Raw genomic sequence first — 26,166 nt, 5'->3', positions numbered from 1 at the left:
CGAACTATAACAAATAAACCCAATCAGGAGGAATAACAATGATCGTCTTACAGGCTTACATGAAAGTAAAAGCGGATAAACGCGAGGAATTTTTAGGAGAAGCGCAATCACTTGTTCAGCATTCACGCGCGGAAGAAGGAAATGTGCAATACGACCTTTTCGAAAAAGTCGGTGAGGAAAATACATTCGTTATGCTTGAGCAATGGAAAGATGAAGAAGCGATGAAATTCCACAACGCAACTGACCATTTCCAAGGATTCGTGGCAAAAGCAAAAGAAGTGCTGAGTGCGCCGCTTGACGTCGTCCGCACAGAACTGTCAGAGTAACGAAAGGATGAATGACATGAACGAAGTCCTTCAAATATTAACAGACCACCGTTCCATCCGCAGCTACACAGATGAACCCGTATCGGATGATCAGCTGGATCTTATCATCCAAGCAACTCAGGCAGCGCCGACTTCCATTAACGGCCAGCAATTTACCGTTATTGCGGTGAAAGATAAGGAGCGGAAGAAAAAAATATCCGAATTGGCCGGCGGCCAGCCGTGGATTGACCAAGCGCCTGTTTTCCTTTTATTCTGCGCTGATTTTAACCGCGCCAAAATTGCGCTTGAAGAATATAATGATACACCGCTTGAGATCACGAACGGTTTAGAGTCCGTTCTAGTCGGAGCCGTAGATGTCGGGATTGCGCTGGGTACGGCAACGGCTGCGGCTGAATCAATGGGACTCGGCACTGTGCCGATCGGCGCCGTGCGCGGCAAGCCTGACGAACTCATTGAATTGCTGAAACTTCCGAAATACGTTTTCCCGGTTTCCGGTCTCGTCATCGGCCATCCGGCAGACCGCTCCGCGAAAAAACCGCGTCTGCCGCAAGCAGCCGTTCTGCATCATGAAACGTATCAAGAAGAAGATTTAAGAACCCATATCGAGGCCTATGACAAGCAGATGTCCGAATACATGAAAAAACGCACCGACGGACAGGAAACAAGAAACTGGTCACAAAGCATCACTTCCTACTATAAGCAGGTTTATTATCCTCACATTCGTGAAATGCTTGAAAAACAAGGATTTAAGACGGATAAATAAACGTATCAGCCTGCCGGAACACTCCGGCAGGTTTTTTCTATTTCTCAAACAAAAGCGTTGACACTATGTGAAAATTTTTGTTAATATTTTCATCATATACTCATTGGTTTTCTGTGAACCGATGGGTTTTCTATTGTGACGAAAGAAGGAATCTGGGCTTATGAATGATAAGAAAACGGATATTCTGCTGGCGGCAAGGAAGCTTTTTTCCGGGAAAAGCTTTTCGTCGGTTTCGATGCAGGCGATCGCAGAGGAGTGCAAAGTCTCCAAAGCATCTTTATATAAGCTGTTTGAATCAAAGGAAGACCTGCTCCTGGAGCTGCTCGATTTTAACCAGAAACAGATGGTAGCGGCCGCTTCATTATTGAATGAAGAAACGAGCCTCTCCCCTGAGGAACGGTTTGCCAAAAAACTGATGGCTGAGCTTGAAGGCTTCAGGCGCAATCAGCAGTTTTTTAATATGCTGATGTACGGAAGCCCCTCTTCCATTAATGAGCGGGTAAAACGGCATATTCACAGGGCCCGCTCCACCTTTATCTGCTGGCATCGCGATTCACTGATTCAGACGTACGGCGAAGACATTATTCCTTATGTATGGGAGCTGGTGATCGTCCTGCAGGGGCTCCTGAGAGAATGCATCACGCTGATTAAGCTGGAAAAAGAACCGCTCGCTCTGGAGCCGCTCACGGACTTTATCATCCGCCATCTCAATCTCATCGTCGAAAACAGGAAAACCGAAACGGCTTTGCCTCAGGAGATGATTGACCTTTATACCGCCTCCGCTTCCTCATTTGAGCCGAAAGACAAAACCGTATTGCTGGCTGAAAGCCTGAAGGAACTGAAAGAAGCTGTCTCAGCCCTTCCGGAGGAAAAATATGATGCCGCAGGACTCACTTCCGCGGCGGTTATGCTGGAGAAAGAATCAGCGGACAAACAGCCGCGGGATTTTCTTATAAAAGCGCTCATCGGTTATTTGGAGCAGGCCGGACCGCTGCACCAGCCGCTTGCAGCCGTTAAAACATTGCTCAAACTATAAAGAAAGAAGGAATCAGCTTGAATAAGAGTATTGAAACTGCACCATACAACCGCTCTGTCATTGTCGGGATTCTTTTGGCGGGAGCGTTCGTCGCCATTTTGAACCAGACACTGCTTATCACGGCGCTGCCGCACATTATGAATGACTTCAATATAGACGCCAACAAAGCGCAATGGCTGACAACATCGTTTATGCTGACGAACGGGATTTTAATCCCGATTACCGCATTTTTAATAGAGAAATTTACGAGCCGCACCCTCCTGATTTCCGCTATGAGTATTTTCACGGCGGGCACCATTGTCGGCGCATTCGCCCCGAACTTTCCGGTGCTCTTAACGGCCCGGATTATTCAGGCGGCCGGCGCCGGAATTATGCTGCCGCTCATGCAGACGGTATTTCTCACGATTTTCCCGATGGAAAAGCGCGGCCGCGCCATGGGTATGGTCGGCTTGGTTATTTCGTTCGCGCCGGCGATCGGCCCGACGCTTTCCGGATGGGCGGTCGAAGCATTCTCTTGGCGGTCTTTGTTTTACATCATCTTCCCGATCGCAGTCATCGATTTGCTTTTAGCGATTATTCTGATGAAAAACGTCACGACATTACGAGAAACACAGATTGATATTTTATCCGTGATCTTATCGACCCTCGGATTCGGCGGGCTGCTTTACGGCTTCTCAAGCGCCGGTTCCTCAGGATGGACCAGTACTGAAGTGCTGACTTCGCTGCTTGTCGGAGCGGCCGCGCTGATTTTCTTTATCGCAAGACAGATGAAGCTCAAAAAACCGATGCTGGAATTCCGTGTGTTTTCTTTCGGGATTTTCAGCCTGACCACCCTGCTCGGAACGCTTGTTTTCGCGCTGCTGATCGGAACGGAAACCATTCTCCCGCTTTACACGCAAAAGGTCCGGGGCGTATCCGCGTTTGATACCGGATTAATGCTTTTGCCGGGCGCGATTGTGATGGGGATGATGTCTCCGTTTATCGGCCGGGTGTTTGACAGAATCGGAGGAAAAGGCCTTGCGATGACCGGATTCTTCATCATCCTGCTCACGTCCCTGCCGTTTATGAATCTGACGGACTCGACGTCTCTCATTTGGATTGTCGTCGTTTATACCGCGCGGCTTTTGGGAACAGCCATGATTATGATGCCGGTGACGACCGCGGGAATCAATGCCCTGCCGCGCCACTTAATTCCGCACGGCACAGCTATGAACAATACCGTCCGCCAAGTCGGCGGTTCTATCGGTACGGCGCTGCTGGTTTCCGTGATGAGCAGCCAGGCCGCGCACGCCAATGCGTCAACTCCGGCAAACGCTGCCCTGCACGGCATGAATGCGGCATTTGTCGTAGCCGCCTGCATCGCGCTGGCCGGCTTCCTCCTATCTTTTACATTGAAGAAAAAACCGCGTCAGCCCGAGCAGCAGCAGGCCGTGACGCGGTAAACCAAAAAGAACCCGATCACGTATGTGACCGGGTTCTTTTTTTACTTCTCGATTCCGTCTTTTACTTCTTTCACCATTTGCGCCATGGATTCCAGGCCGCCTCCTGATAAATACCATGTAGCTGAATCAAGGTAGACAACATGGTTGTTTTTCACGGCTTTCACCGATTTTACATAATCATTTTCAACCACTTGTTTTGTTGAAGATTTTGTGCCGATCGCTGTTCCGCGGTCAACGACAAACATGTAATCAGGGTTTGTTTTGGCGATATATTCATAGGAAATGCTTTGTCCGTGCAGTGAGGCTTCGATGTTTTTGTCAGCCGGTTTGACGCCGAACACATCATGAATGAAGCCGTATCTTGATTTAGATCCGAACGCGCTGATTTTGCCGTCGTTCGCCATCACCACTAACCCGTTTTTATCCGTGCTGCTTGTCTTTTTCTTCAGATCGGCAATGGATTTGTCGATTTTCGCAAGCTTATCTTTCACTTCATTTTCTTTGTTAAAGATTTTGCCGATCACTTCAGTGTTTTGCTTGAATCTGTCAACGTAGTTTGTATAGTCATCATCAAGATAAATCGTCGGCGCGATTTTTGAGAACTCTTTATAAGAATCAGATTGTCTGTGGGCGATAATGATTAAATCCGGATCAATATCCGCGACTTTTTCAAAATCCGGTTCTTTTAAACCGCCGGTATTGGCGTATTTATCACTATTATATGAAGATAAGTATTTTGGAAGGTTTTGTTTCGGAAGTCCCGCCACGTGATCCTGTAAACCGAGTTCATCCATCGTGTCCAGCATTCCGAAGTTGAATACGACGACTTTTTTCGGATTCTTCGGCACTTTGACTCCTTCTTTGTTCAGATCATCTTTGATTGTGATTGTTTCTTTTGATTTGCCTGATGTTTTGTCCCCGTTTCCGCATGCAGAAACAACAAAAATCGTAACTAGCGCAATGAATAGCAATGCGAATTTTTTCATGACTTTCACCTCATCTGGTTTTTAAGAAAAGTACACACCGATCCGCTGACTGTCAATCTCTTGAATCGGGATGGTCATATCATAAATATCTTCAAGCACGGAGGTTTCAATGATCTCCTCCGCCGGCCCTTCTTTGACGATCCGGCCGTTTTTCAGTGCGACGATATGGTCTGAATATACGGATGCGAAGTTGATATCGTGAATCACTACGACGACCGTTTTTCCGAAGTCTTCCACAAGCCGCTTCAACAGCTTCATCATTTCAACGGAATGCTTCATATCTAAATTGTTCAGCGGCTCATCGAGAAAAATATAGTCCGTATCCTGAGCGATGATCATCGCGATAAACGCCCTCTGACACTGGCCTCCGCTGAGCTGATCGAGGTATTTATCCTTTAAGTCATCCAGCTTCATATAACTGAGGGCCTGATTGATATGCACCCAATCTTCATCCGTCAGTTTCCCCTGGGAATACGGAAATCTGCCGAAGCTGACCAGGTCTTTAATCGTCAGCCTGATATTAATTTGGTTCGTCTGCTTCAGGATGCTGATTTTTTTCGCCAGATCGTTGCTTTTACAGGCCCCGATCTCTTGCCCGTCGACCGTGATTTCTCCGGAATCCGTCTTAATCAGCCGGCTCATGATAGACAGCAGCGTGCTTTTTCCCGCGCCGTTCGGACCGATAAACGAGGTGAGCCTGCCCTTTTGAATGGATAGAGACGTTTTCTCAAGGACGACTTTCCCTCCGTATTGTTTGCTTACATTTTTGACCTCTACCATGATTTATTCTCCTTTAACAGCAGATAGATAAAATAAATCCCGCCGGCAAAATTAATGATGACGCTCAGCGTCGTGGAAAACGTGAACACTTTCTCCACGACGAACTGACCCCCGACAAGCGCGACGATGCTGATCAGGACGGAACCCGCGATTAAATACGTGTGCCTGTAGGTTTTTAAAAACTCTCTCGCCAGATTGACGACAAGCAGTCCTAAAAACATAATCGGCCCGACAAGAGCTGTAGAGACAGACACAAGAATGGCAACGACGATGAGCATCTGTTTCACAAGCTTATCGTAATCAATCCCAAGGTTGACGGCGTGCTCCCTGCCGAGCGACAGCACGTCAAAAAACCGCGTGAACCGCCAGACATAAATGCCTGTCAGAAGAAAGACAGCACCGGCAAACCATAAAAGATCGGTGTTGATATTGTTAAAGCTGGCAAACATTTTGTCCTGAACAACCTGGAACTCATTCGGATCAATCAGCATCTGCATAAAGGATGACAGACTGTTGAACAGCGTGCCGAACACGACGCCGACAAGCAGAAGGAAAAACACGTTCCGCCCCTCGCCTTTAAACATGAGCTGATACAAAACGAGTGACAAGAGCACCATCAGCCCGACGGAGATGACGAAATTAAGATTTTTGTTCATCATGACGATATTCATTGAACCGAACAGGAACACGATGACGGTCTGAATGAGCATATACAGGGAATCAAGGCCTAAAATGCCCGGTGTCAGTATGCGGTTATTTGTAATCGTCTGGAAGATGACCGTTGAAAACGCGATCGCTCCTCCGGTGAGCATCATGGCAAGCACTTTGAAGCATCGTCTCGGCAGGGAGTATTCCCAATTGCCCAGTCCGTAGAACAGAAAGAATCCGATACATATCATGGCGAGCGCCGCCAGCAGCGTAATTTTTTTATTATGACTCATATGCTTTTCTCCTTAACAGCATATACAGGAAGATGCCGCTGCCGATAACACCGACCATCAGGCCGATGGAAATTTCGTACGGGAAGATGATCACCCTCCCCAAAATGTCGCAAAACAGCACAAAAACAGCGCCCAAGAGAGCTGTGTGAGGCAGGCTGCTCCTCAGGTTGTCCCCTTTGTAAATCGACACCATATTGGGAATGATCAAACCGAGAAACGGCAGCATCCCGACGGTCAGGATCACCAGTGAAGCGATGAGCGACACGATAATCAGACCGATATTGACGACGCGTTTGTATTTCAGGCCGAGATTGACGGAAAAGCTCTCTCCCATTCCCGCCACCGTAAATTTATCCGCATAGACATAAGCGATGATCACCAGCGGGATACTCAGATATAAAAGCTCATACCGGCCTTTAACGACCAGTGAGAAATCTCCCTGCAGCCAAGATGACAGGTTTTGGATCAGGTCGTATTTATATGCGATAAACGTGGCGATTGAGCTGACGATATTCCCAAGCATTAAACCGACGAGAGGAATAAAAATCGCATCATTGAACTTGATTCTCTCGAGGATTTTCATGAAAAGGAAATTTCCCGCCAACGCGAAAATAAAAGCGATAGACATTTTCACAAGCGGACTCGCTGACGTAAAAAGCATTAATGAAATCAAAATTCCGAGCCTTGCCCAGTCCATCGTTCCCGCAGTCGTCGGCGATACAAATTTATTCCGGCTGATCTGCTGCATGATTAATCCGCAGATGCTCAGGCTCATGCCGGCGATGATAATGCTCACCAAACGCGGCAGCCGGCTGTCAAACAATGTACCTGCCTGTTCTTTATTTAAATGAAAAATATCCAGCGGCGACAAATCTTCTACACCGATAAATATAGAAGTACACGCCAAAACCGCCAGTAGCAAAAGTAAGTAACGTAGCTTCATGCTGCCTCCCTGCACCCATCACAAACGGAATGACTGATAGCCAAACAACTCCCATATATCCCCACTCGTAATGATTATCATTATCAACGACAACTATAATCTTATCATCTTTCCAAGCGCAGTCAATACAGTTTTGCTTTCAAAAGGGGTCATCCGCGGGCCGTACACTAAATTGTTTTACAATCAGTCTATCAAGAATTTGCAGGATTTTCTATAACCTTCATTTGGCTGCTTATCATTTTTTGCACATGATGACACGCTTGAGGGAAAAAAATCTGACAAACAGCGGCAAAATTCCTCCAGGAAAATACAAATGTTCTCCCTACGTAGAAAAAATCCTTGATTTACATGTTTGAAAGAGAGATAATAAAAATTAAATTTGTGAGAAAATTTAAATATTAGGGGATGTAAATCATGAAAGTTGTAAAATTCGGAGGCAGCTCTCTTGCGTCAGGAGCCCAGCTTGAGAAAGTGTTTCAAATCGTGACGGCTGACCCCTCGCGGAAAGCCGTCGTCGTATCGGCGCCGGGAAAACGCTTCTCGGACGATACAAAGGTGACGGATCTGTTAATCAGCTGTGCGGAGCATTATTTGCAAAAAGGTGCAGCGCCTGAGCTTGCCGAACCGGTCATTGAACGGTACGCTGCCATCGCGCGTGAGCTGAACCTGGATTTCTCTATTATAGAAAGAATCCGCAGTGACCTATTCGCTCTCTTAAACAACAGCAAAGCCAATCCCGAACAATATATGGATGCGGTGAAAGCGAGCGGCGAGGACAACAACGCGAAGCTGATCGCAGCCTACTTCCAACGGCAGGGCGTGAAAGCGGAATACGTAAGTCCGAAAGAAGCGGGGCTGTTTGTGACGAATGAACCCGGAAGCGCGCAGGTGCTCCCTGAATCTTATGATCATTTGTACCGTCTGAGAAACCGTGAAGGCTTGATCATTTTTCCGGGATTTTTCGGTTACACGAAGGAGCATGAGATTGTGACGTTTTCCCGGAGCGGCTCAGATATTACCGGCTCCATTCTCGCCAACGGCTTAAAAGCCGACCTGTACGAAAACTTTACTGATGTGGACGCCGTCTATTCCGTCAACCCGTCAATCGTGCGGCATCCGAAAGAAATTAACGAACTGACGTATCGGGAAATGCGTGAGCTCTCCTATGCCGGATTTTCCGTTTTTCATGATGAAGCGCTGATTCCCGCATTTCGGGCCGGCATCCCCGTTCAGATTAAGAATACGAATAATCCGGATGCGAAAGGAACGCGCGTCGTCAGCAGCCGTGACAATACGAACGGGCCAGTCATCGGCATCGCAAGCGACACGGGCTTTTGCAGCATTTACATAAGCAAATATTTAATGAACCGGGAAATCGGTTTCGGCCGCAAAGCCCTTCACATTTTGGAGGAAGAAGGATTGACGTATGAACACGTTCCATCCGGCATTGACGACATCACGATCATCCTTCGGCACAATCAGATGGACTCAGAACTGGAACACAGGCTCGTCACCCGTCTGAAGCAGGAACTTCAAGCAGATGAAGTCACAGTCAGGCACAATCTGGCGCTGATTATGGTCGTCGGGGAAGCGATGCGTCATAATGTCGGCACAACCGCCAGGGCATCCAAAGCACTGTCCGAAGCCGGCGTCAACATCGAGATGATCAATCAGGGGTCATCGGAAGTCAGCATGATGTTCGGGGTGAAAGAAGAACAGGAAAAACACGCGGTGCGGGCGCTGTATGACGAGTTTTTCGCCGGAGTCTTACTCTCATAGGACACCGCCTCTTTTTTCTCTTGTCCACTAATATCCCTTACAAAGCAGCTTCTTTTACATATTGTATGGTATAGACAATATGGAGGTGAAGCTCATGTCAGGATATTCTGGAATCAGCTCTTTCGCTTTGATCGTTGTTTTATTTATCCTGTTGGTTATTGTAGGTACTGCCTATGTTGGCGGTTTCTAAGCATCACTCCGTCTATATGAGGACGCTGCGGGTTTTGACCTGCGGCGTTTTCTTTTGTTTTGCGCCGCTGTCCAAGTCCGGCCGCGCAAAAAAAGACTGCCGGGAACATTCCCGGGCAGTCTTTTCCTTTGTTCAGGTTATTTTCTTCTCACGTCATTCCTCTTTCAGCTACATGGAATTCAGCCTGATCTGTCTGGCCTGCACCTGTCACTGTAAAAATCGCGGCGGCTGCTAAACAAATAACAAACCATTTAGATTTCAATTTCATACAAACCCTCACTCCTTTGTATTTGTTTCCTTGCCTCTTCGACTTTCAGAAAATAGTCAGAAGAAATCTTAAAGCAATTTTGTTCATAGTAATATTTAGCTGCTTCTAGTGCTAAATCCTCTATATCGGCGTATAAATTTTTATCTTCCAGGTAACGGAAACATGCGCTGATTTTTTCCTCATCCGGTTTCGCCTGATACAGAGCCTGCAGCCATTCGAATTTTACCGTGTAAACGGGATCGTCTGTTTCTTTAGCATATTCATATCCCCGCTTGTGATATTCCGACGCTTTTTCTTTTTTTCCGAGTTTAAAGTAAATGAGTGTGATTAGGAAATATGCTTGAGGAAGAGAATTGACGATTCTTTGTGATTCAAATGTATCAACCGCCCGTTCAAAGTACGGAATCGCTTCGCCGATGCGGTCCTGATTGTAGTAGCACAGTCCGAGGTTATACAGCGCCCTCCCGACAAGCTGCGCTTTTTGTTCTTTTTCGGCCATTTGCAGAGCGTGCTGAAAATGTTTGGCCGCCTGTTCAAAGCGCCTTTCATCCATTAAATTGACGCCGAATACAAAATGGCATTGAATGATCCGGACGTTATATGTGTCTTGCTCTACGTAAATTTCATAAGCGTTTTTTATATGTATCAAAGAAAAATACGTTTGTTTCATATGATAATAAGCTTCGGCCACTTTAAAATAAAACTCCGCCCGTTCCACGTGGTCCGATACGAAGGCCAGTTTTTTCTCAGCTTGTTTATAATACGTAATCGCTGAGATAAATTCTCTTTTATCAAATTCAAACATGCCTTTGAAAAAGTTGACGTAATAATCGAGAAGCCCTTTGAGGCCGGCCTGGCTGTTATCAATGTTATCAAGAATTTCCGACAGGGTCGGCTGGTCTTCTATCTTCAGTTTTTCCAGCGGCTCCAAGTAGTCCAGCATCAGCTGATGGCGAAATTCCATGAGGGAATAATAAAGCACTAAGTTTGAATCAGGCTCCATACGGTCAAGCTCTTGTTTGATCTCGGCCTTCAAGATCTCCGCATCCGGCACGCTGAATGTTCTGATGTATCGATACCACTCGTTAATTTTCTGCCCGACTGCTGAAGAAGGAATTAACCCGCTCTTCATTCCTTCACCCTCCCCATCCAAGACCTGTTTACCAGTTATTTTATCACGTTTCCGTGTCTTTCCATCCCGAAAAACACGCAAACTTTGTTTCGGCAGAGCGCAATTTTCCGAGTGAAGATAAAACAGCCGGCAGCCAGACAGGACTGCCGGTTTCAAGATGATTCATGTTTCGTATTCAGCGGAAGGCGGATTGTAAAGGTCGTGCCTTTTCCTTTTTCGCTGTCAATATCTATCGTGCCCTTGTGCATTTCGACGAGCTGCCTGACGATGGACAGGCCGAGTCCGTATTCGCCGTATGCCGTATTCGTCCGGGACACGTCCGCCTTATAAAACCGCTCCCATATATGCTCAATTTCCTCTTTGGAGATGCCGATTCCGGTGTCTTCGATCTCAATCACCGTTTCTTTATAGCCTTCATACCCGCGCAGCGTGATGTCTCCGTTTTGCGTAAATTGAATGCTGTTTTTCGTGATGTTGACGAGAATCTGGATCAGCCTGTCATAATCGGCGAACACTTTGACGCCGTCCTCCGCCTGAATCCGCAGCTGATTTTGTTTTTCCTCCGCCTGCTGATTGAGATGCTCTTTAATAATTTCAAACACCTCGATGAGCGGCAGACTGAGCTTGTCCAGTTTGATTTGCTGGGATCTGATTTTTTCATAATCCAGGTTTTCTTTCACGAGCCTGAGCATCCGCTTCGTTTCTTCACTGATCAGCGAGAAGCATTTCTCTTTATCTTTTTCCGGGATGGTGTTGCTGTTAAGCCCCTCCACAAGTCCGTTAATGGTCGTCAAAGGCGTTCTCAGCTCATGGGAGACATCGGCGATAAATTGGCGCCTCCGTTTTTCCAGGCGGTCAATCTGCTCTCTCGATTGCTTCAGATTTTTGGCCATGATGTTGAAGTCGGACGCCAGCATGCCGATTTCATCGCCGCCGCTGTTCTTGAGCGAAATATCGTAATCACCGGACGCCACTTTTCCGGTCGCATCCCGCAATGTCTGAATCCGCTTGACGTGAAATTTAGATAAAAGCCAGCTCAGCAGAATCGTGATGATAAGGGTGCTGATGATCGCGTAAATCATATAGCGGTTGACCTGGCTGATCATCTCCTCGACCCCTCTGACGGGAGACACGAGCAGCACCGCGCCTTTAAATTGATCGTTGATAAACAGCGGTTTTGCGACAAGCGATACTTCCAAGCCTTCCGTATTAAAACGGTTCATCTCCGCTCTGATCTGAACGGTTTTCCCTTGCTTCAGCAAGTGCCACTCTTTACTTTTCAGCTTCTCGCGCGGCGGCATATCGTCAGGAAAAAAGTACGGCCGCTGATGTTCATCAAAAATAATAAACCTGGTCTCGCGCGTTTTTAACATGTCCTGATACGGATACAGGCGGCGCAGATCAAGATCGCGTCCGTTCAGCTCACTTGTGATCTGCTGGGCGTAAGAAGACAGCTCATCCACTTTATTTTGATACGCAAAATCTTTAACAAAATGCGAAAACAGGGAAATGATGATGAAAAAGGCCAAAATCAAAATGCTGACATGGCTTAACAGCAGCTGATATAAGTATTTAATCCTCATCAAATTTGTATCCTACCCCCCACACCGTGTATAAAAACGGTTTTTCGTCACTGGACAGTTTTTTGCGCAGCCGTTTAATATGAACATCAACCGTACGTTCATCGCCGTAAAATTGATACCCCCACACCTGCTCAAGCAGCTGCTCTCTCGAAAAGACCTGGCGCGGATTTTGTGCGAGATAAAAGAGCAGATCGAATTCCTTCGGCGTCAGATTCTCGACAGGCTTTCCGTGCAGAAACACTTCCCGCGTCTTCTTATTGATTGAAAAACACGCCGTTTCGATCAAGTCGTCGCTTTTTACGGCCTGCCCCGTCGCCCGGTATCTTCTGATCACCGCTTTAATCCGCGCTACTAGCGTCAGCGGGCTGAACGGCTTGGTGACATAGTCGTCGGCTCCCATTTCAAACCCGATCACCTGATCAGACTCCGTGTCCTTTGCGGTCAGCATAATAATCGGCACACTGCTCGTCTCTCTTATTTTCCGGCAGATCGTCACTCCGTCCATAGATGGAAGCATAATATCCAGAATGACCAAATCCCAGTCCTCTTCCGTGAACCGCTGATAGCCTTCCACTCCGTCATGGACAAATTCGGCTTCAAATCCTTCTTTAAAAAAGAACATTTCCGTCATGGTGCATACGCTTATATTGTCTTCTATCATTAATATCTTCATTGGTTCCTCCGCTTATCTTGACGCTTTTACTTATAATAGCACCATTTTACCCGGATATTTTCGGGTTTCACAATTGTTAGTTTTTATTTCATCACCCGGAAATAGTTTGTTCATATTTTTTTCACACATTTCTCCTACTATATACATATCGGATAACCGGTTCTAAAGAAGGTCGGTTTTACAAGATCTGACACCCACACGGAGGAACAGACATGAACTTTATAAAAAGAGCCTTTTGGAGCATGAAGGCAAAAAAGGGAAAAACGTTTTTGCAGCTGGTTGTGTTTTCAGTGATTTGCATTTTTGTCCTGTCCGGTCTTACGATCCAGTCAGCGGCAAAGAAATCAAGCGAACTGGCAAGGCAGCAGCTCGGCGGGAGCGTCACACTCCAGGCTGACCGCCAAAAGCAAATGTCGCAGCAGCAAAAAGACGGTGAAAAGAGGACGTTTGAATCAGCGCCGATTTCCGTCTCGGATGCCAAGAAACTTACATCTTTACAGCACGTTAAAAATTACAACTTCCTCACGGCAGCGTCAGCAAACGCAGAAAGCTTTGACGCGATAAAAAGCTCAGGCGAATCAGCCGATAACAGTTCCGGCGGAAGCCGTTTTCAAGGCGGCGGAAGACAGATGATTTCAGCGGACATTTCGGTCGAAGGCGTGCTCTCTACGGCGCTGCTTGATGATTTCACAGGCGGGAGCTCAAAAATCACTGACGGCCGCGCCATCACAAAAACAGATGCGGACGCAAAAGTCGCAGTGATCAATGAAACGCTGGCAGATCAAAACAAGCTGAAGGTCGGCGGCTCCATTACGGTTTCCTCAGCAGCGGATGATTCTGTGAGTACAAAGCTTAAAATTGTGGGAATTTATAAAACAACATCATCAGGAGACGATCAGGCAGAGCATTTTTCATTCTTAAATCCTGACAATAAAATCTATACGCCTTACACCGCCGCGGCGGCGTTAAAAGGGTCTGATAACAAAAACAAAATCAGCTCAGCCGTTTATTATATGGATGATGCAAAATATATTGACTCATTCGTTGCGGCTGCGAAAAAAACATCTATAGATGATAAAACCTACACGCTGACGACAAATGATCAGGTGTATCAGCAAATGGTCGGCCCGATTGAAAATGTCGCGTCATTTTCTAAAAACGTGGTGTACCTTGTATCCATCGCGGGGGCGGTCATTCTCGGGTTGATCGTGATGATGTCGATCAGGGAACGCAAGTATGAAATGGGTGTCTTAATGGCGATCGGCGAAAAGCGCTGGAAGCTCATCGGACAATTCTTAACGGAAATTCTGATTGTCGCGGTTATCGCCATCGGGATCGCATCCGTCACGGGCAGCCTTGTGGCGAATCAGCTCGGAAATCAGCTTCTTTCCCAGCAGGTCAGCTCAGCCGATGATTCACAGCAGCAAACAAGCGGCTGGGGCGGAGGAGAAATGCCGCGGGGAGGCGGCATGTTCGGTCAGCATTCATCCGGTGCAGATGTCATCAGTACAATGCAGGTAAACGTTTCGCTGAATGACCTTCTGATTCTCGGCGGGATCGGCGTCGCAATTGCCGTCATCGCCACATTACTGCCGTCTGTATCAGTCATGCGGCTTCACCCTAAAACGATCCTGACCAAGCAGGAATAAGAGGAGGCAGCATAATGAGCCTATTAACCTTTCAACAGACCGGCTACTGGTACCAAGATAAATCACAGCCGCTGTTTCAGGATATAACGATCAGCTTTGAAAAAGGGAAGTTTTATACAATTGCCGGCGCCTCCGGGACGGGAAAAACCACGTTTCTGTCTCTGGCGGGCGGCCTTGACACACCTAAAGAGGGAAGCATCCTTTATAACGGAGAAGACATCTCCAAAATCGGATTAACCAAATTCAGAAATCAATATGTCTCTATCGTCTTTCAATCTTATCATCTGATCCCGTATATGACGGCGCTCCAGAACGTCACAACCGCGATGGAGATTACCGGATCTAAGGAGAACAACAAAGATGCGTCCGCGCTCAGCATGCTGGATAAAGTCGGCATCACCGAACAGCAGGCCCGTCAGCGGGTGCTGACATTAAGCGGCGGACAGCAGCAGCGCGTTTCAATTGCGCGGGCTTTCTGCTGTGACACGGATTTGATTTGCGCGGACGAGCCGACGGAAAATCTCGACGAGGATACGTCAAAGGAAATCGTCCGGCTCTTTCAGGATCTGGCGCATAAAGACGGCAAATGCGTCATCATGGTTACGCACGACGAACAAATTGCCAAAGTGTCTGATATCAACATCCGCTTATCAAGAGGAAGTTTCACGGCCAAAGAAAACGGCACGGCCGTTTCCTGATACCGCGCCCCTGCCAGCGCAGACGGGGGCGCACCCTATATCCCCCTATTCAATAGAAGTGAACGTAAAAAGAGCGAGGGCTGCATCCCCTCGCTCTTTTTATTTATATCAGCTGTAAATAACGGTCCATATTTGATTGTCCGGCTGCTTTGATCAATTCTTCCGCCTTTTTCTCTTCTCCCGGCAAAGCGAGCCGGAGCTTGTCTTGAATGTCTTTTTCAGAAAGACCGTTTCCCGGCGCTCCCCTCGGACAGTCGATACGTGCTTCATAGACATGACCGCCGGAAGCCGTGACCCGTACAATTGTAAAACGGCCCTTCGGAACGGCGTTGTCAGCCGGCTGAATTTGGTCATCGCAGCTGCGGTGAATCCGCTCAAATCCTTTTTGAAGGGATTCCGGGATCGGCTCGGATGTGAAATGTTCAACTGAAAAATCCTTACCGTGCAAAGCTAAGGTGATCACATATTCCACGCTGAATCTTCCCGCTTCGCCTGTTTTCGGACGCCGTTCTGTCAATGCGGCGTCCCCTCCCGGCGGATAAATCACGTCGATCCGTTCCGTTTGGCCGAAAGTGAGACCATGTTCGGCCTTCAGCTTGAGAATGGCGTCCGCCGCATGATGGGCCGCCGAGCAAAACGGATAAACCTTAAACCAAAGTCCCGGGCTCACAATCCGCCAAGGGTTTCCCCACCCGTTTACAAGCAGGGTTTCTGCCCGTTCAAGATCGCCGTACAGTCCGAAAAAACCTTTCTCTCCGTCGAGCGCATGAGCTGAGCCGCCGAAACCGGCCTTTGCAAGCTTTACGGCGAACACCCCGGCTTGAGCGGCCAGGCCGGCGTGGAGCGGCTTCATTTCTGTCCCGAATTGCATTCTCATGCCTCCGGAACGGGCAGCCGCAAACCCGATTGCTTTCTGCAATTGGGTTTGATTCAGATTCTCCGCAAATCCGACGGCGCATGCGGCCGCAATGGCACCTAACGTTCCTGTATTGTGCCAGCCTTTCTCGTAATGATGCCTTCCAGCTGACTCGCCGAGCCGCGCCATCACTTCGATTCCCGTCACATAAGCGCCGAGAAAACGGCTCTTGTCTATCCGGCCGGCTGATGCGGCTGCAATCAAAGCCGGAAGGATGACCGCGCTCGGATGTCCTCTTACATCAGAATGAACATCGTCAAAATCAAGCGCATGTGCGATGAATCCGTTAATGAGCGCGGATTGGGACGGCGTGGTTTTTTGATTTCTGCCGATAAGCGGCGCTATCGGCACCCCGCCTTCTTCTTCGGCCAGTTTTACCAGCTTTTCAACTCCTTTATCCCGTCTCCCCGCAAAAGCCGCCGCTGTAAAATCAAGCAGTCCTTTGCGCGCTTCTTTCATCGCTTCGGCGGATGTTTCCGGTACAGACGACATGACGGCCTGAGCAAGTCCGGCCGTCAGATTTTCCGTATTCATTCCGTCTGCTCCAATACATTGACGGCAAGCCGGGCGAAAAACTCAGCCGCTTTTGGGAGCGCTTTTTCGTCGAGTGTAAAGGCTGGATGGTGCCATTCTTCTGTTCCGTTTGTTCCCATCCAGACAAAGAAGCCGGGGATTTTTTCTTGATATAACGCGAAGTCTTCACCGCCGGGCGACTGTTCTGCCCGAACGGTTTGAAGCCCGAGATCTTCAGCCGTTTGTTCCGCCGCCTGGATGAAACGGGCATCGTTCATCACTGACGGAAGGTAAGGAAACCAGCGGAAGTCAGCCTCTGCCCCGAATCCGGCCGCGATTCCTTCGGCAACCCGCTTCATATGTTTCGGAACAGCCTCCCGCGCTTCTTTTTGAAACGTCCGGACGGTTCCTTCCATTTCAACATGGTCCGGAATGACATTCCAAGAACTGCCCCCCTGAACTCTTGTGATGCTGACGACGGCATTGTGAAGCGAGCTGATGTTTCTGCTGACAACCGATTGCAGGCCGCCGATGATCTGTCCTGCCGCCTGAATCGGGTCAATGCTGTTGTCGGGGATTCCGGCGTGGCCGCCTTTTCCTTTCACGGTGATTTCAAAGCGGTCGACACTCGCCATCAGCGGGCCTTCTTTCAGACCGACCGTGCCGACGGGGAGGTCAGGTTTGTTATGCATGCCGAATATCGCCGATACACCGTCAAGCGCGCCGGCTTCAATGACCTGTCTTGCTCCGGCGGCGATTTCTTCCGCGGGCTGAAAAATAAACCGCACCGTTCCTTTCAGCTCATGCTTTCTCTCATTTAATAAGAAAGCCGTGCCGAGAATAGATGCCGTATGGAAATCATGGCCGCATGCGTGCATCACGCCGCTGTTTCGCGAAGCAAACGGAAGGTTTGTTTTCTCTTCGATCGGCAGTGCGTCGATGTCCGCTCTGACGGCGATGACGGGGCCGCTTTTGTCTCCTTTGATTTCAGCGATCACTCCGGTTTGAAGTTTCGGCACATCAAGAACCGTGATTCCTTCTTCCTCCAGCCAGCGGCGGATTTTATTCGTCGTTTCGAATTCCTCGCCTGACAGCTCAGGGTGTTCATGAAGGTCGCGGCGGATATTGATTAAACGTTTGTTTAATGATTCATACGTTTCATTTGCCATTTCTTCTTCTTCCCTTCTTAGACAAGTTCGGCAGGCTCTCCCACTTGCTTAATGAATTTTTTCGTCCGTTCGTTCTGCGGATTGTCAAACAGCTCCTCCGGCGTTCCCTGTTCGATGATGCGTCCGTCCGCCATAAAAATAACTTTGTCGGCTACTTCACGCGCAAAAGCCATCTCATGCGTGACGATGATCATGGTTGTCTGTTTTTCGGCGATTGATTTGATGACTTGGAGCACCCCGGCTACAAGCTCAGGGTCAAGGGCTGAAGTCGGTTCATCCAGTAAAATCGCGTGAGGATCAACGGCCAAGGCTCTCGCAATCCCGATCCGCTGCTGCTGCCCGCCTGACATCGTAATCGGGTAGCTGTCCGCTTTGTGTTCTAAACCGACTTGCCGCAGCAGGTCCATACCGATCTGTTCCGCTTCTTTTTTCGGTTTCTTTTGCGCGGTGATCAGCGCCTCTGTCACATTTTGCAGGGCGGTTTTGTTTTTGAACAGGTTGTAATTCTGAAACACCATCGCCGTCTGCTGGCGAAGCTTGTGTACGTCTTTGCGCGAATAGGACGCTGCATTCAGCTTTGCATCGCCGATTTCAATGATGCCGTCATCCGGGCGCTCCAGCAGATTCAGACAGCGGAGGAGCGTTGATTTTCCCGAGCCTGACGGGCCGATGATGGCCGTGACTTCGCCGCTTTTGATCTCAAGATCGATCCCGTCAAGTACGGTAAGGTCTTTAAATGCTTTTCGAATATGTCTGACTTGTATCATCCTGAGCCTCCTCCTATGTGCGATAAGGCTTGCTGATCGCCCGTTCGAGCAGATCCTGCAGCACACTGTAAATAATCGTAAGAATCCAGTACATGACCGCGACGGCTAAATACGTCTCAAAATATTTGAGGTTGCCTGATGCGTACATTTTTCCTTGGGCGAACATCTCCATCACTCCTAATGTAAAAGCGAGCGATGTTTCTTTTAACAGGCCGATAAATGTATTTCCCGTCGCGGGAAGCGCGTTTCTGACGGCTTGCGGGAAAATGATCCGTCTGTACGCCTGGGATTTTGTCATTCCGACAGACAGACAGGCTTCAAGCTGCCCCTCATCGACTGAGTTGAGCGCCGCGCGGAAGATTTCAGCCAGGTAGGCGGCATTTTTCAGGCTTAACCCGATAATCGCCGCAGTTAACGCCGTCATCTTGCTCATTCCGGGAAAGAGCTGAGGCAGGCCGTAATAAATTAAGAAAAGCTGCACGAGCGTCGGCACGCCCCGGAAAAATGAAATATACACCTTTGACAGCTGGTGAAGCACAGGAATACGATTTTTTGTGATAAGCGCTAATATAAGGCCGCCGATCACGGCAAATACCATGGCCGCGACGGCCATTAGTAATGTGATCGGCAAGGCTTCGATTAACGCGGGAAAAGCTGAAAACATAAATCCCCAATCAATGCTGTTCATTCTCGATTTTCACCGCCGTTTCTTAATGCTTTGCTTCCTTTGTGATATCTTCGTTAAAGTACTTTTCAGACAGCTTTTTCAGCGTGCCGTCTTTCCGCAGGTCTTCAATGGCTTTGTTTACTTTTTTGCGGATTTTATCGTGAGCCGCATCTTTCGCAAACGGGAAAGCGACTTTTTCATAGACAATCGGGTCTCCTGCTAATTTCAGAGGCAGACCGGTCTTTTTAATCTGGGCGATCAGGACGCTGCGGCTGTTTACATAGGCGTCAACCCGTCCGTAAGCCACGTCTTTCAGCGTGCCTTCTTGTGTTTCATATGTTTTTATGTTGATTTTTTTATCCGGGTCCTTGCTCTCAAGGTTTTTCGCGTGGTTTGAGCCCAGAACGGCCGCCACTGTTTTTCCTTTCAGATCATTGACTGATTTGATGTCTTTGTTATCGTTTTTGACGACGACTTGAGTGCCCGCATACGAATACGGTTCTGTGAAGTTATACGTTTTCTTGCGTTCGTCCGTGACAGCGACCTGGTTTGAAATGGTGTCGAGTTTGCCGGTCTGGAGCTCGCCCATCAGTCCGCTGAATTCAAGCAGCTTCCAGTCCAGTTTCATGTTGATTTTTTTCGCTACGGCTTCCATGACATCCACGTCAAAGCCTGTCAGCTTGCCGTTTTCTTTATATGCGAACGGATAGCTTTGTCCCGTGGCGCCGACATGCAGCACGTTATCGCCGCCTTCGCTTTCTTTTCCGTTTCCGCATGCTGTTAAGACCGCCAAAAGCGCGGCAGACAGCAGCAAAGCCCATGTTTTCTTCTTCATTGAAATCCCGCCTTTTCCTATTAAAATGTTAATCCTGCAATTGTTTTTTTAAATAGATGGTGATGTGGCCTTTTCCTAAATCCTTTTCGCCTGCGCGGACGTAGCCTTTCCGCTCGTACATACCGATCAGCCACGGATGCTTGTCCGCTGTGCCCAGTGACACGAAAGGCGCTTTTAATGTATCGCGGAGCACTGTGTTCTCCAGCCACGCCAGCATGTCTGAGCCCGTCCCTTTTTTTCCGGTTTCAGGATCGACGGCGAACCACCAAATATGAGGGACACCGTACGGCCCGGGATTCGGCCCCCACGGCATCCGCAGAGAAATCGTCGCCAGAATCCGTCCGTCTTCCTCCAAAACGTAACAGGCGTTTTTCTGTATGTTAGTTAATACGAGTTCTTTATCCGCCGTGGCAGCGGCAAAATTGATGCCGAGCTTGCGGATCGGTTCATACGCCTTCAGTGTCAGTGAAAGCAGCTCATCAGCGTCTGCCTCCGTTGCGAGCCGGTATTGTCTTGACATGATGACCCTCCTTTAGTCGGCATATCGGTTTGCCGGTTTTTCCAGTCCGAAATGTTCTCTGAGCGTCGTTCCTTCATACTCTTTTCTGAACACGCCCCGTTCTTGTAAAATCGGAATCACTTTGTCTACAAAAAGAGTGAGACCTTCAGGCAAAAGCGGCGGCATGATGTTGAAGCCGTCACAAGCTTGTTTTCCGACCCATTCTTCCATCTTATCGGCAAGCTGTTCTGGCGTTCCGACAAAGATATGATGGCCTCTTGAACCCGCCACATATTTGTACAGCTCGCGGATGGTCATGTTATCGCGTTTGGCCATCTCCTGAACGAGCTTGAACCGGCTTTTAACGGCATTCGACGCATCCGCATCCAATTCAGGCAGCGGGCCGTCAAGCGGGCAGGCGGAAAGGTCGACGCCGCCCAGATAGTTTTGCAGAATGTTCAGTCCGACAGACGGAATGATGAGGTCTTGGAGCTCTTCATATTTTGCCTGCGCTTCTTCTTCGGTATCGGCGATAACGGGAAAGATCCCCGGCATGATCGCAATTTTTTCAGGATCACGGCCGAAAGAAGCCGCTTGTTCTTTAATAGATTGATAGAATTCCTGCGCGGACTCCAAATGATTTTGCGCGGTGAAAATGACCTCCGCCGTTTTGGCGGCCAGCGCTTTTCCGTCTCCTGATGATCCGGCCTGAATAATGACCGGGCGCCCTTGAGGTGTGCGGGCGACATTTAACGGCCCTCTCACGGAGAAATATGTTCCTTTATGGTTCAATTCATGCATTTTGTCTTTATCGAAAAATGCTCCTGACTCTTTGTCACGGATAAAGGCGTCTTCCTCCCACGAATCCCATAATCCTTTGACGACTTCCACGAATTCTTCCGCGCGCTGATATCTGAGATGGTGCTCAAGATGCTTTTCGCCGCTGAAATTAAGCGCGGTCGATTCAATCGAAGATGTGACGACATTCCAGCCCGCGCGGCCGTTGGAAAGATGATCAAGCGATGCAAATTGTCTCGCGATATGGAACGGTTCGCTGTATGTGGTAGACGCGGTCGCCGCCAGACCGATGCGGGATGTGACCTGAGCGAGCGCCGACAGCAGCGTAAACGGCTCAAAGCGCGTCAGCACATTCGGATGTGATTTGCCGTCTATTGATAAACTGTCCGCCAAAAACAGCATGTCCAATTTCCCACGCTCAGCCGTTTTCGCCAGTTCTTTGAAATAATCCAAATTCATGCTCGCGTCCGCCGGTGCCTGAGGATGTCTCCAAGAAGCGACATGATGGCCGGTGCCCGCGAGAAACACACCGAGTTTGATTTCTTTTTTCTTTGTCATGATGGATCTCCTTCTATTCTGAAATACGGTTCAGAAAATATTAACACCACTAAACCTATATTTCCTAGTAATTTTATAAGAATAAATCAAAATGTACAATTGTCACGCAAGTTTGTCAATGCATTAAGACAAAAATCATGATTTTTAAAATAACCCGGCGCACCGGCCGGGTTATTTCTTCGAAACTGTATAGACGGTCCCTTTGACCTTTTTCTTAATAACAGCAATGATAAGCAGCAAAACGGGGAACAGCACTTGAAACGGAAGATGAATATAGATCGGCACAATGTTTAAGCCTTCATTCATGTGTTCCGAAAAATTGCTTGCGATGCTGATGGAGAGAATCAGCACCCCCAATCCGACCGGAAAGGCCAGCTGGGACGGGTTTTTTTCTTTAAACAGCGTGGACACGCCCACGACAACCGCATATGTAAAAAGGCTGACTTTGAAAAAACCGCCGATGACGAGCACGAGCATGAAAAAGACATCCAGCCGGTCTAAAAACTCCTCCACTTTAATTGTCTGTATGGTGCTCAGCAGCGGAAATTGAGAGCGGAGCATTAAGTTGACGTCCAGCACACAAATATTAATCGCCACTGACATCGCCAAAAACAGCCCGCTGATGATAATCGCCAGAAATCCGGTTTTCTTCACCTTTTTCCGATCTTTTAAATAAGGGAAAATCATGACAAACACGATTAATTCACCGAATGGGATGAACATCGTCTGTTTAAACACAGAATAAATGACCGTTCCTGCACCCTCCGCTAAAACCGGCTGGAGAAATCTGAGGTTGATCGTGCCTGAGCTGATAATGAGGATCAGCCCGACGGCTGTCAGAAAATACATAATGCCAAACAGCAGCTCGCCGGCTCTCGCTATCACTTCAATACCCTTTCTGACCGCAAATATCGCGGCGATCATCAGCATGGCATTCACAATTAAAAGCGGCGTGTCCTGGTAGGCGAAGGTGACAAGCATTTCGCCAAAATCCCGCAATACGCGGGCCGCGATATAAGAAAAATAGAGAATATAAAGAAGCGAGACCGCCCAGCTCAGATGTCTGCCGATCAGTTCGTTCATGTAATCTCTCGGTGAAGACTCAGGAAAAAATTGATACAGGGCCTGATAAACGTAGAAAAGTCCGAGACCGGTAACGCACCCGAGAAGCACGGACAGCCACGCATCCCGCCCGGCCATCGTGCCCGGAGGGATCAATAACGAACTGCCCAATTCAAACAAAATGATCATAATAAACAGCTGACGCGTGCCGATTTTCGCATTTTCCATACGCTTCGCTCCTTTCCCCTCACATCAATCATGCTCAAGCTTGTCTGAGAGAGGATTATTCCGCAAGCCCGTTCTTCTGATAATGACTTCCGTTTTGACATCTACGGGGAGATTGGGGAAATATTCTTCATCCCACTTCCCTTTGAACTTTTTCCATTTGTCCGGATGCTTCCGATAGATCAGGTCTCCGAAGCCGACGAAGTCATTCTTACGGGCTTTTATATCTTCAATTGATTTGGTGATATCTTTGTCAAGCTGCACGCTGAGCGCCTTTTGCATCGTCATCAGCACTTGCGGATCAGACAGATGGAAAGGGTATCTGACAGCGTCCACCAGCCCCTCGACCTGAGCATGCACGTGAATATGCGGTTTTCCGTTCGGAAAAGTGGCCGTCACCTTTGTATTCTGGCGGGTGACCTGCAGACTGATTGCGTGCTTCACATTCTTCCAATCCGCATTGATGAACGTATGCTTGATCCTATTGAGCAGCCATACAGCCCCCACACTGTCGTCATCCTCAATCCAGTAATCCAGCCTCCCATCCTTTTTGAACACCGCCAGTCCGTCCGCTGACAGCACTGCTTTCGGTTCAGTCGTCTGCGTATTTTCCATCGTAGGACCGGCTTTATCGTCTCCGTGCATTTCATAACCCGGAATAAACGGCGACCCGGCCGGAGAAGCGAGATCAATCAGAACGTCCTGAAGGCTGGTTTTAATGACTCTGCCGTATTGTTCCTGCGTGAAGCTGAGCGTCTTGTTCACTTTATTGGAAGGGATTTTATCAATCGGCGTCAGCACTTTAATAATGTCTTCAGCCTTGCAATTATGCGCGATAACCGCGGTTGCGGTCGTCCTGAATTCGGTGTCGCGGTCAAGATTGTCCAGAATAAAACTGAGCCCTTCCTCTTTCGCCAGCTTTTCACTGAACACCACGAGATTCGTATGCGCAAAATAGAGCCTTCTGGACACTTTCATCGAGCCTTTTCTCAAAGCTTCCGTCATATTGTCTCCGGACACCGAATAGACGGAAACCGGAGGCCGGTCTCCCGCTCCGCCGCCCTGCAGACCGCCGGCCACGTTTCCCGGATTGATAATTTGCAAGTGAAGGACGTATTTTCCCGTTTCGGTCCGGTCAATACCGATGGCGGAGATCACAGCCAAATCAGTCAGCTCCCTTTTATCCCAGCATCCGGATACAAACATAAGGGAAACCATCGTACAAAGGATAAGTATCCATTTACGTCTTTTCATTACCGTCGCCCTCTTCTACATCTTTATTAACCATTCCTCTGGATGTCTCCGGTTTCGGTCTTTGATGTTCCCCTTGGCGCCTGTTGTTTTCCTGCACGAGCAGTTCCGGCCTTTTTTCATCCGCCCATAACGGAGCGCGGAGGATGGAATCCTTCAGCCCGCCCGGGGTCAAAGGAGCGAGCGGGGACATATACGGAAAACCGAATGAACGCAGGCCGCACAGATGGACGAACATCATGATAATGCCCAGAATCAGCCCGTAAAATCCCATGACCGCCGCTGACAGAATAAAGAGAAACCGGATCAGCCGCGCGGATATCGCCATGTCAAAAGCCGGGGTCGCAAAGCTGGCAATCGCCGTCAGCGCGACGACGATAACCATGGCCGGGGAGACGATGCCGGCCTGTACGGCGGCCTGGCCGATGACAAGCGCTCCGACTATGGAAACGGCGGAGCCGACAACTCTCGGAAGCCGGACACCCGCCTCCCTGAGAATCTCAAAAGCCACTTCCATCGTCAGCGCTTCAATCACGGCCGGGAACGGCACCGTCTCCCGCTGAGCCGCGATGACAATCAGCAGCTGCGTCGGAATCATTTCCTGGTGAAAGGTCGTCGCCGCCACATAAATCCCCGGCGCCACCAGTGAAATGAAGAAAATCAAAACCCGCAGCACCCTGATGCTTGTGGCGATATCAAATCGTGAATAATAATCCTCAACGGATTGAAAAAATTGAATAAATAAGGCCGGCGCGATGAGAACGAACGGCGTTCCGTCCACGATAATCGCAAATCGTCCTTCCAGCAGATTCCCCGCCACGACGTCCGGCCGCTCCGTATGATATACGGTGGGGAACACAGAAAACGGCGCGTCTTCAATGAGCTGTTCAATGTAGCCGGATTCCAGAATGCTGTCGATGTCAATGTGCTTCAGCCGCTTGCGGACTTCCTTAATCAGCTTTTTATCGCAAATTCCGTTAATATACATCAGCGCGACATCCGTATTCGTTTCGTGTCCGATCTCCATTTTTTCAACCCATACATCAGGCGTTTTTACATACCTGCGGATCATGGAAATATTGGTTTGCAGAGATTCAGTGAATCCCTGCCGCGGGCCGCGGAAAGAGACCTGAGTGCTCGGCTCTTGAATGGACCGGTGCTCGCCCCCTTCCGTGCTGGCGATCAGCGCCTTGTCAGCACCGTCGACAAAAATGAGCGTGCTGCCCGCCACCAGCCCGGCATAAAGGCTTTTCCATTTTTCTTCCTCTTTCACCCCGCCGATCGCAAGCGTTTTATCGTATATCAGGCAGACCGCTTGTTCCGGCTGAACGGACGGGATGTCGATTAAATCCTCCAGAAGGGATTGGCTGACAAGCTGTTCGTCTACCAAACCGGCGATATACACAATTGCGGCCGGAAGCTCTTCTTTTCCGATTTTCAGCCGGCGGATGACGACATCGGCACTGTTGCCGAACCTCTCAGACAGCTTCTTCATATTTTGCTTTAAGCTGAGGGAGATCGGCTCATCCCGCTCTTTGTCCGGCTGGCTGTCCGCTTCTTTTCTGCCTTCATTGTCACGGTCGTTTTGATCGGCTTTTTTTTGTTTCCTCTGCTTAAAAAATGGCGGCATATCGCAAAAAACCTTTCCTCGTTTTTTTCATATTCTTCCTGTACGGCAAAAGATTATGCACGGCGGAAAGTCTGCATAAGTTCTGCG

At 48.7% G+C, this 26,166-nt stretch carries 26 protein-coding genes; 8 read left to right on the top strand and 18 right to left on the bottom strand.

Annotated elements, in window-relative coordinates:
* Nucleotides 1-38 precede the first annotated feature (38 nt).
* From ACWJJ5_RS13365 to ACWJJ5_RS13350, 4 genes are all read left to right on the top strand, one after another.
* On the top strand, nucleotides 39-326 hold the full coding sequence (locus ACWJJ5_RS13365) for a putative quinol monooxygenase (RefSeq protein WP_003156323.1): 288 nt from the start codon (nucleotides 39-41) through the stop codon (nucleotides 324-326).
* A 16-nt stretch (nucleotides 327-342) separates the two neighbouring features.
* Nucleotides 343-1,089, top strand: coding sequence for an oxygen-insensitive NADPH nitroreductase (gene nfsA / locus ACWJJ5_RS13360; RefSeq protein WP_436335394.1), 747 nt, complete (start codon nucleotides 343-345; stop codon nucleotides 1,087-1,089).
* A 160-nt stretch (nucleotides 1,090-1,249) separates the two neighbouring features.
* Entirely contained in the window at nucleotides 1,250-2,125 is an 876-nt protein-coding gene (locus tag ACWJJ5_RS13355; RefSeq protein WP_070081363.1) for a TetR/AcrR family transcriptional regulator, read from the top strand.
* A 17-nt stretch (nucleotides 2,126-2,142) separates the two neighbouring features.
* Nucleotides 2,143-3,567: an MDR family MFS transporter gene (locus ACWJJ5_RS13350; protein ID WP_063636989.1), complete on the top strand. Its 1,425-nt coding sequence runs from the start codon at nucleotides 2,143-2,145 to the stop codon at nucleotides 3,565-3,567.
* Nucleotides 3,568-3,608: 41 nt separating this feature from the next.
* On the opposite strand, the gene ACWJJ5_RS13345 is transcribed toward ACWJJ5_RS13350, so the two are convergent.
* Genes ACWJJ5_RS13345 through ACWJJ5_RS13330 form a run of 4 tightly spaced genes read right to left on the bottom strand, consistent with a single transcriptional unit; the run spans nucleotide 3,609 to nucleotide 7,217 of the window.
* The gene (locus tag ACWJJ5_RS13345) at nucleotides 3,609-4,553 is read right to left on the bottom strand and encodes a siderophore ABC transporter substrate-binding protein (protein ID WP_003156329.1); all 945 of its coding nucleotides are present in this window, start codon (nucleotides 4,551-4,553) and stop codon (nucleotides 3,609-3,611) included.
* Nucleotides 4,554-4,574: 21 nt separating this feature from the next.
* The gene (locus ACWJJ5_RS13340; protein WP_022552588.1) at nucleotides 4,575-5,333 is read right to left on the bottom strand and encodes an iron ABC transporter ATP-binding protein; all 759 of its coding nucleotides are present in this window, start codon (nucleotides 5,331-5,333) and stop codon (nucleotides 4,575-4,577) included.
* Nucleotides 5,327-6,274 (bottom strand): iron chelate uptake ABC transporter family permease subunit, encoded by a 948-nt coding sequence (locus ACWJJ5_RS13335; RefSeq protein WP_014416905.1) that lies wholly within the window; start codon nucleotides 6,272-6,274, stop codon nucleotides 5,327-5,329. Before ACWJJ5_RS13335 ends, ACWJJ5_RS13340 begins: the two co-directional genes overlap by 7 nt.
* Entirely contained in the window at nucleotides 6,264-7,217 is a 954-nt protein-coding gene (locus ACWJJ5_RS13330) for an ABC transporter permease (protein ID WP_003156332.1), read from the bottom strand. The genes ACWJJ5_RS13335 and ACWJJ5_RS13330 overlap by 11 nt, the downstream gene beginning before the upstream one ends.
* A gap of 414 nt (nucleotides 7,218-7,631) precedes the next feature.
* On the opposite strand from ACWJJ5_RS13330, the gene ACWJJ5_RS13325 reads away from it, so the two are divergent.
* On the top strand, nucleotides 7,632-8,996 hold the full coding sequence (locus tag ACWJJ5_RS13325; protein WP_025649998.1) for an aspartate kinase: 1,365 nt from the start codon (nucleotides 7,632-7,634) through the stop codon (nucleotides 8,994-8,996).
* A 79-nt stretch (nucleotides 8,997-9,075) separates the two neighbouring features.
* Complete coding sequence (locus ACWJJ5_RS13320) at nucleotides 9,076-9,186, top strand: YjcZ family sporulation protein (protein WP_369719092.1); 111 nt, start codon at nucleotides 9,076-9,078, stop codon at nucleotides 9,184-9,186.
* Between the two features lie 148 nt (nucleotides 9,187-9,334).
* Here ACWJJ5_RS13320 and ACWJJ5_RS13315 read toward each other — a convergent pair whose 3' ends face one another.
* The 4 genes from ACWJJ5_RS13315 to ACWJJ5_RS13300 form a co-directional block, all read right to left on the bottom strand.
* Nucleotides 9,335-9,454, bottom strand: a complete 120-nt coding sequence (locus tag ACWJJ5_RS13315) for a PhrC/PhrF family phosphatase-inhibitory pheromone (protein WP_003156334.1) — start codon at nucleotides 9,452-9,454, stop codon at nucleotides 9,335-9,337.
* Nucleotides 9,438-10,586, bottom strand: coding sequence for a Rap family tetratricopeptide repeat protein (locus tag ACWJJ5_RS13310; RefSeq protein WP_003156336.1), 1,149 nt, complete (start codon nucleotides 10,584-10,586; stop codon nucleotides 9,438-9,440). The genes ACWJJ5_RS13315 and ACWJJ5_RS13310 overlap by 17 nt, the downstream gene beginning before the upstream one ends.
* Before the next feature lie 152 nt (nucleotides 10,587-10,738).
* On the bottom strand, nucleotides 10,739-12,172 hold the full coding sequence (locus ACWJJ5_RS13305; protein ID WP_454022462.1) for an ATP-binding protein: 1,434 nt from the start codon (nucleotides 12,170-12,172) through the stop codon (nucleotides 10,739-10,741).
* Complete coding sequence (locus tag ACWJJ5_RS13300) at nucleotides 12,159-12,842, bottom strand: response regulator transcription factor (protein ID WP_014416901.1); 684 nt, start codon at nucleotides 12,840-12,842, stop codon at nucleotides 12,159-12,161. The genes ACWJJ5_RS13305 and ACWJJ5_RS13300 overlap by 14 nt, the downstream gene beginning before the upstream one ends.
* A 212-nt stretch (nucleotides 12,843-13,054) precedes the next feature.
* Here ACWJJ5_RS13300 and ACWJJ5_RS13295 point away from each other — a divergent pair, with 212 nt between their 5' ends.
* Together ACWJJ5_RS13295 and ACWJJ5_RS13290 are read left to right on the top strand one after the other, a co-directional pair.
* A complete protein-coding gene (locus ACWJJ5_RS13295; RefSeq protein ID WP_076851411.1) occupies nucleotides 13,055-14,491 on the top strand; it encodes an ABC transporter permease in 1,437 nt (478 codons plus the stop codon).
* Nucleotides 14,492-14,505: 14 nt separating this feature from the next.
* Nucleotides 14,506-15,189: an ABC transporter ATP-binding protein gene (locus tag ACWJJ5_RS13290; RefSeq protein ID WP_454022461.1), complete on the top strand. Its 684-nt coding sequence runs from the start codon at nucleotides 14,506-14,508 to the stop codon at nucleotides 15,187-15,189.
* A gap of 103 nt (nucleotides 15,190-15,292) precedes the next feature.
* Here ACWJJ5_RS13290 and ACWJJ5_RS13285 read toward each other — a convergent pair whose 3' ends face one another.
* The 10 genes from ACWJJ5_RS13285 to gerKA form a co-directional block, all read right to left on the bottom strand.
* Nucleotides 15,293-16,639: an MmgE/PrpD family protein gene (locus tag ACWJJ5_RS13285; RefSeq protein WP_070081356.1), complete on the bottom strand. Its 1,347-nt coding sequence runs from the start codon at nucleotides 16,637-16,639 to the stop codon at nucleotides 15,293-15,295.
* The gene (locus ACWJJ5_RS13280) at nucleotides 16,636-17,787 is read right to left on the bottom strand and encodes a M20 peptidase aminoacylase family protein (protein WP_172614446.1); all 1,152 of its coding nucleotides are present in this window, start codon (nucleotides 17,785-17,787) and stop codon (nucleotides 16,636-16,638) included. The genes ACWJJ5_RS13285 and ACWJJ5_RS13280 overlap by 4 nt, the downstream gene beginning before the upstream one ends.
* Before the next feature lie 17 nt (nucleotides 17,788-17,804).
* Complete coding sequence (locus ACWJJ5_RS13275) at nucleotides 17,805-18,554, bottom strand: amino acid ABC transporter ATP-binding protein (protein WP_003156349.1); 750 nt, start codon at nucleotides 18,552-18,554, stop codon at nucleotides 17,805-17,807.
* Nucleotides 18,555-18,567: 13 nt separating this feature from the next.
* The gene (locus ACWJJ5_RS13270) at nucleotides 18,568-19,242 is read right to left on the bottom strand and encodes an amino acid ABC transporter permease (RefSeq protein WP_003156350.1); all 675 of its coding nucleotides are present in this window, start codon (nucleotides 19,240-19,242) and stop codon (nucleotides 18,568-18,570) included.
* A 22-nt stretch (nucleotides 19,243-19,264) separates the two neighbouring features.
* On the bottom strand, nucleotides 19,265-20,056 hold the full coding sequence (locus ACWJJ5_RS13265) for an amino acid ABC transporter substrate-binding protein (protein ID WP_003156351.1): 792 nt from the start codon (nucleotides 20,054-20,056) through the stop codon (nucleotides 19,265-19,267).
* A 28-nt stretch (nucleotides 20,057-20,084) separates the two neighbouring features.
* The gene (locus ACWJJ5_RS13260) at nucleotides 20,085-20,576 is read right to left on the bottom strand and encodes a GNAT family N-acetyltransferase (RefSeq protein WP_454022460.1); all 492 of its coding nucleotides are present in this window, start codon (nucleotides 20,574-20,576) and stop codon (nucleotides 20,085-20,087) included.
* A 12-nt stretch (nucleotides 20,577-20,588) separates the two neighbouring features.
* Nucleotides 20,589-21,914, bottom strand: a complete 1,326-nt coding sequence (locus ACWJJ5_RS13255) for an LLM class flavin-dependent oxidoreductase (protein WP_102422332.1) — start codon at nucleotides 21,912-21,914, stop codon at nucleotides 20,589-20,591.
* Nucleotides 21,915-22,082: 168 nt separating this feature from the next.
* Nucleotides 22,083-23,201: a GerAB/ArcD/ProY family transporter gene (locus tag ACWJJ5_RS13250; RefSeq protein WP_025853768.1), complete on the bottom strand. Its 1,119-nt coding sequence runs from the start codon at nucleotides 23,199-23,201 to the stop codon at nucleotides 22,083-22,085.
* Between the two features lie 24 nt (nucleotides 23,202-23,225).
* On the bottom strand, nucleotides 23,226-24,452 hold the full coding sequence (locus ACWJJ5_RS13245; RefSeq protein ID WP_003156359.1) for a Ger(x)C family spore germination protein: 1,227 nt from the start codon (nucleotides 24,450-24,452) through the stop codon (nucleotides 23,226-23,228).
* Nucleotides 24,439-26,079 carry a spore germination protein GerKA gene (gerKA, locus tag ACWJJ5_RS13240; RefSeq protein ID WP_003156360.1) on the bottom strand — a complete coding sequence of 547 codons (1,641 nt, stop codon included), beginning with the start codon at nucleotides 26,077-26,079 and terminating at the stop codon, nucleotides 24,439-24,441. Before gerKA ends, ACWJJ5_RS13245 begins: the two co-directional genes overlap by 14 nt.
* Nucleotides 26,080-26,166 lie beyond the last annotated feature (87 nt).

This window comes from Bacillus sp. JK74, assembly GCF_053663395.1.
The sequence above is the reverse complement of the archived record's forward strand: the minus strand, read 5'-3'. Positions and strand labels throughout refer to the sequence as shown.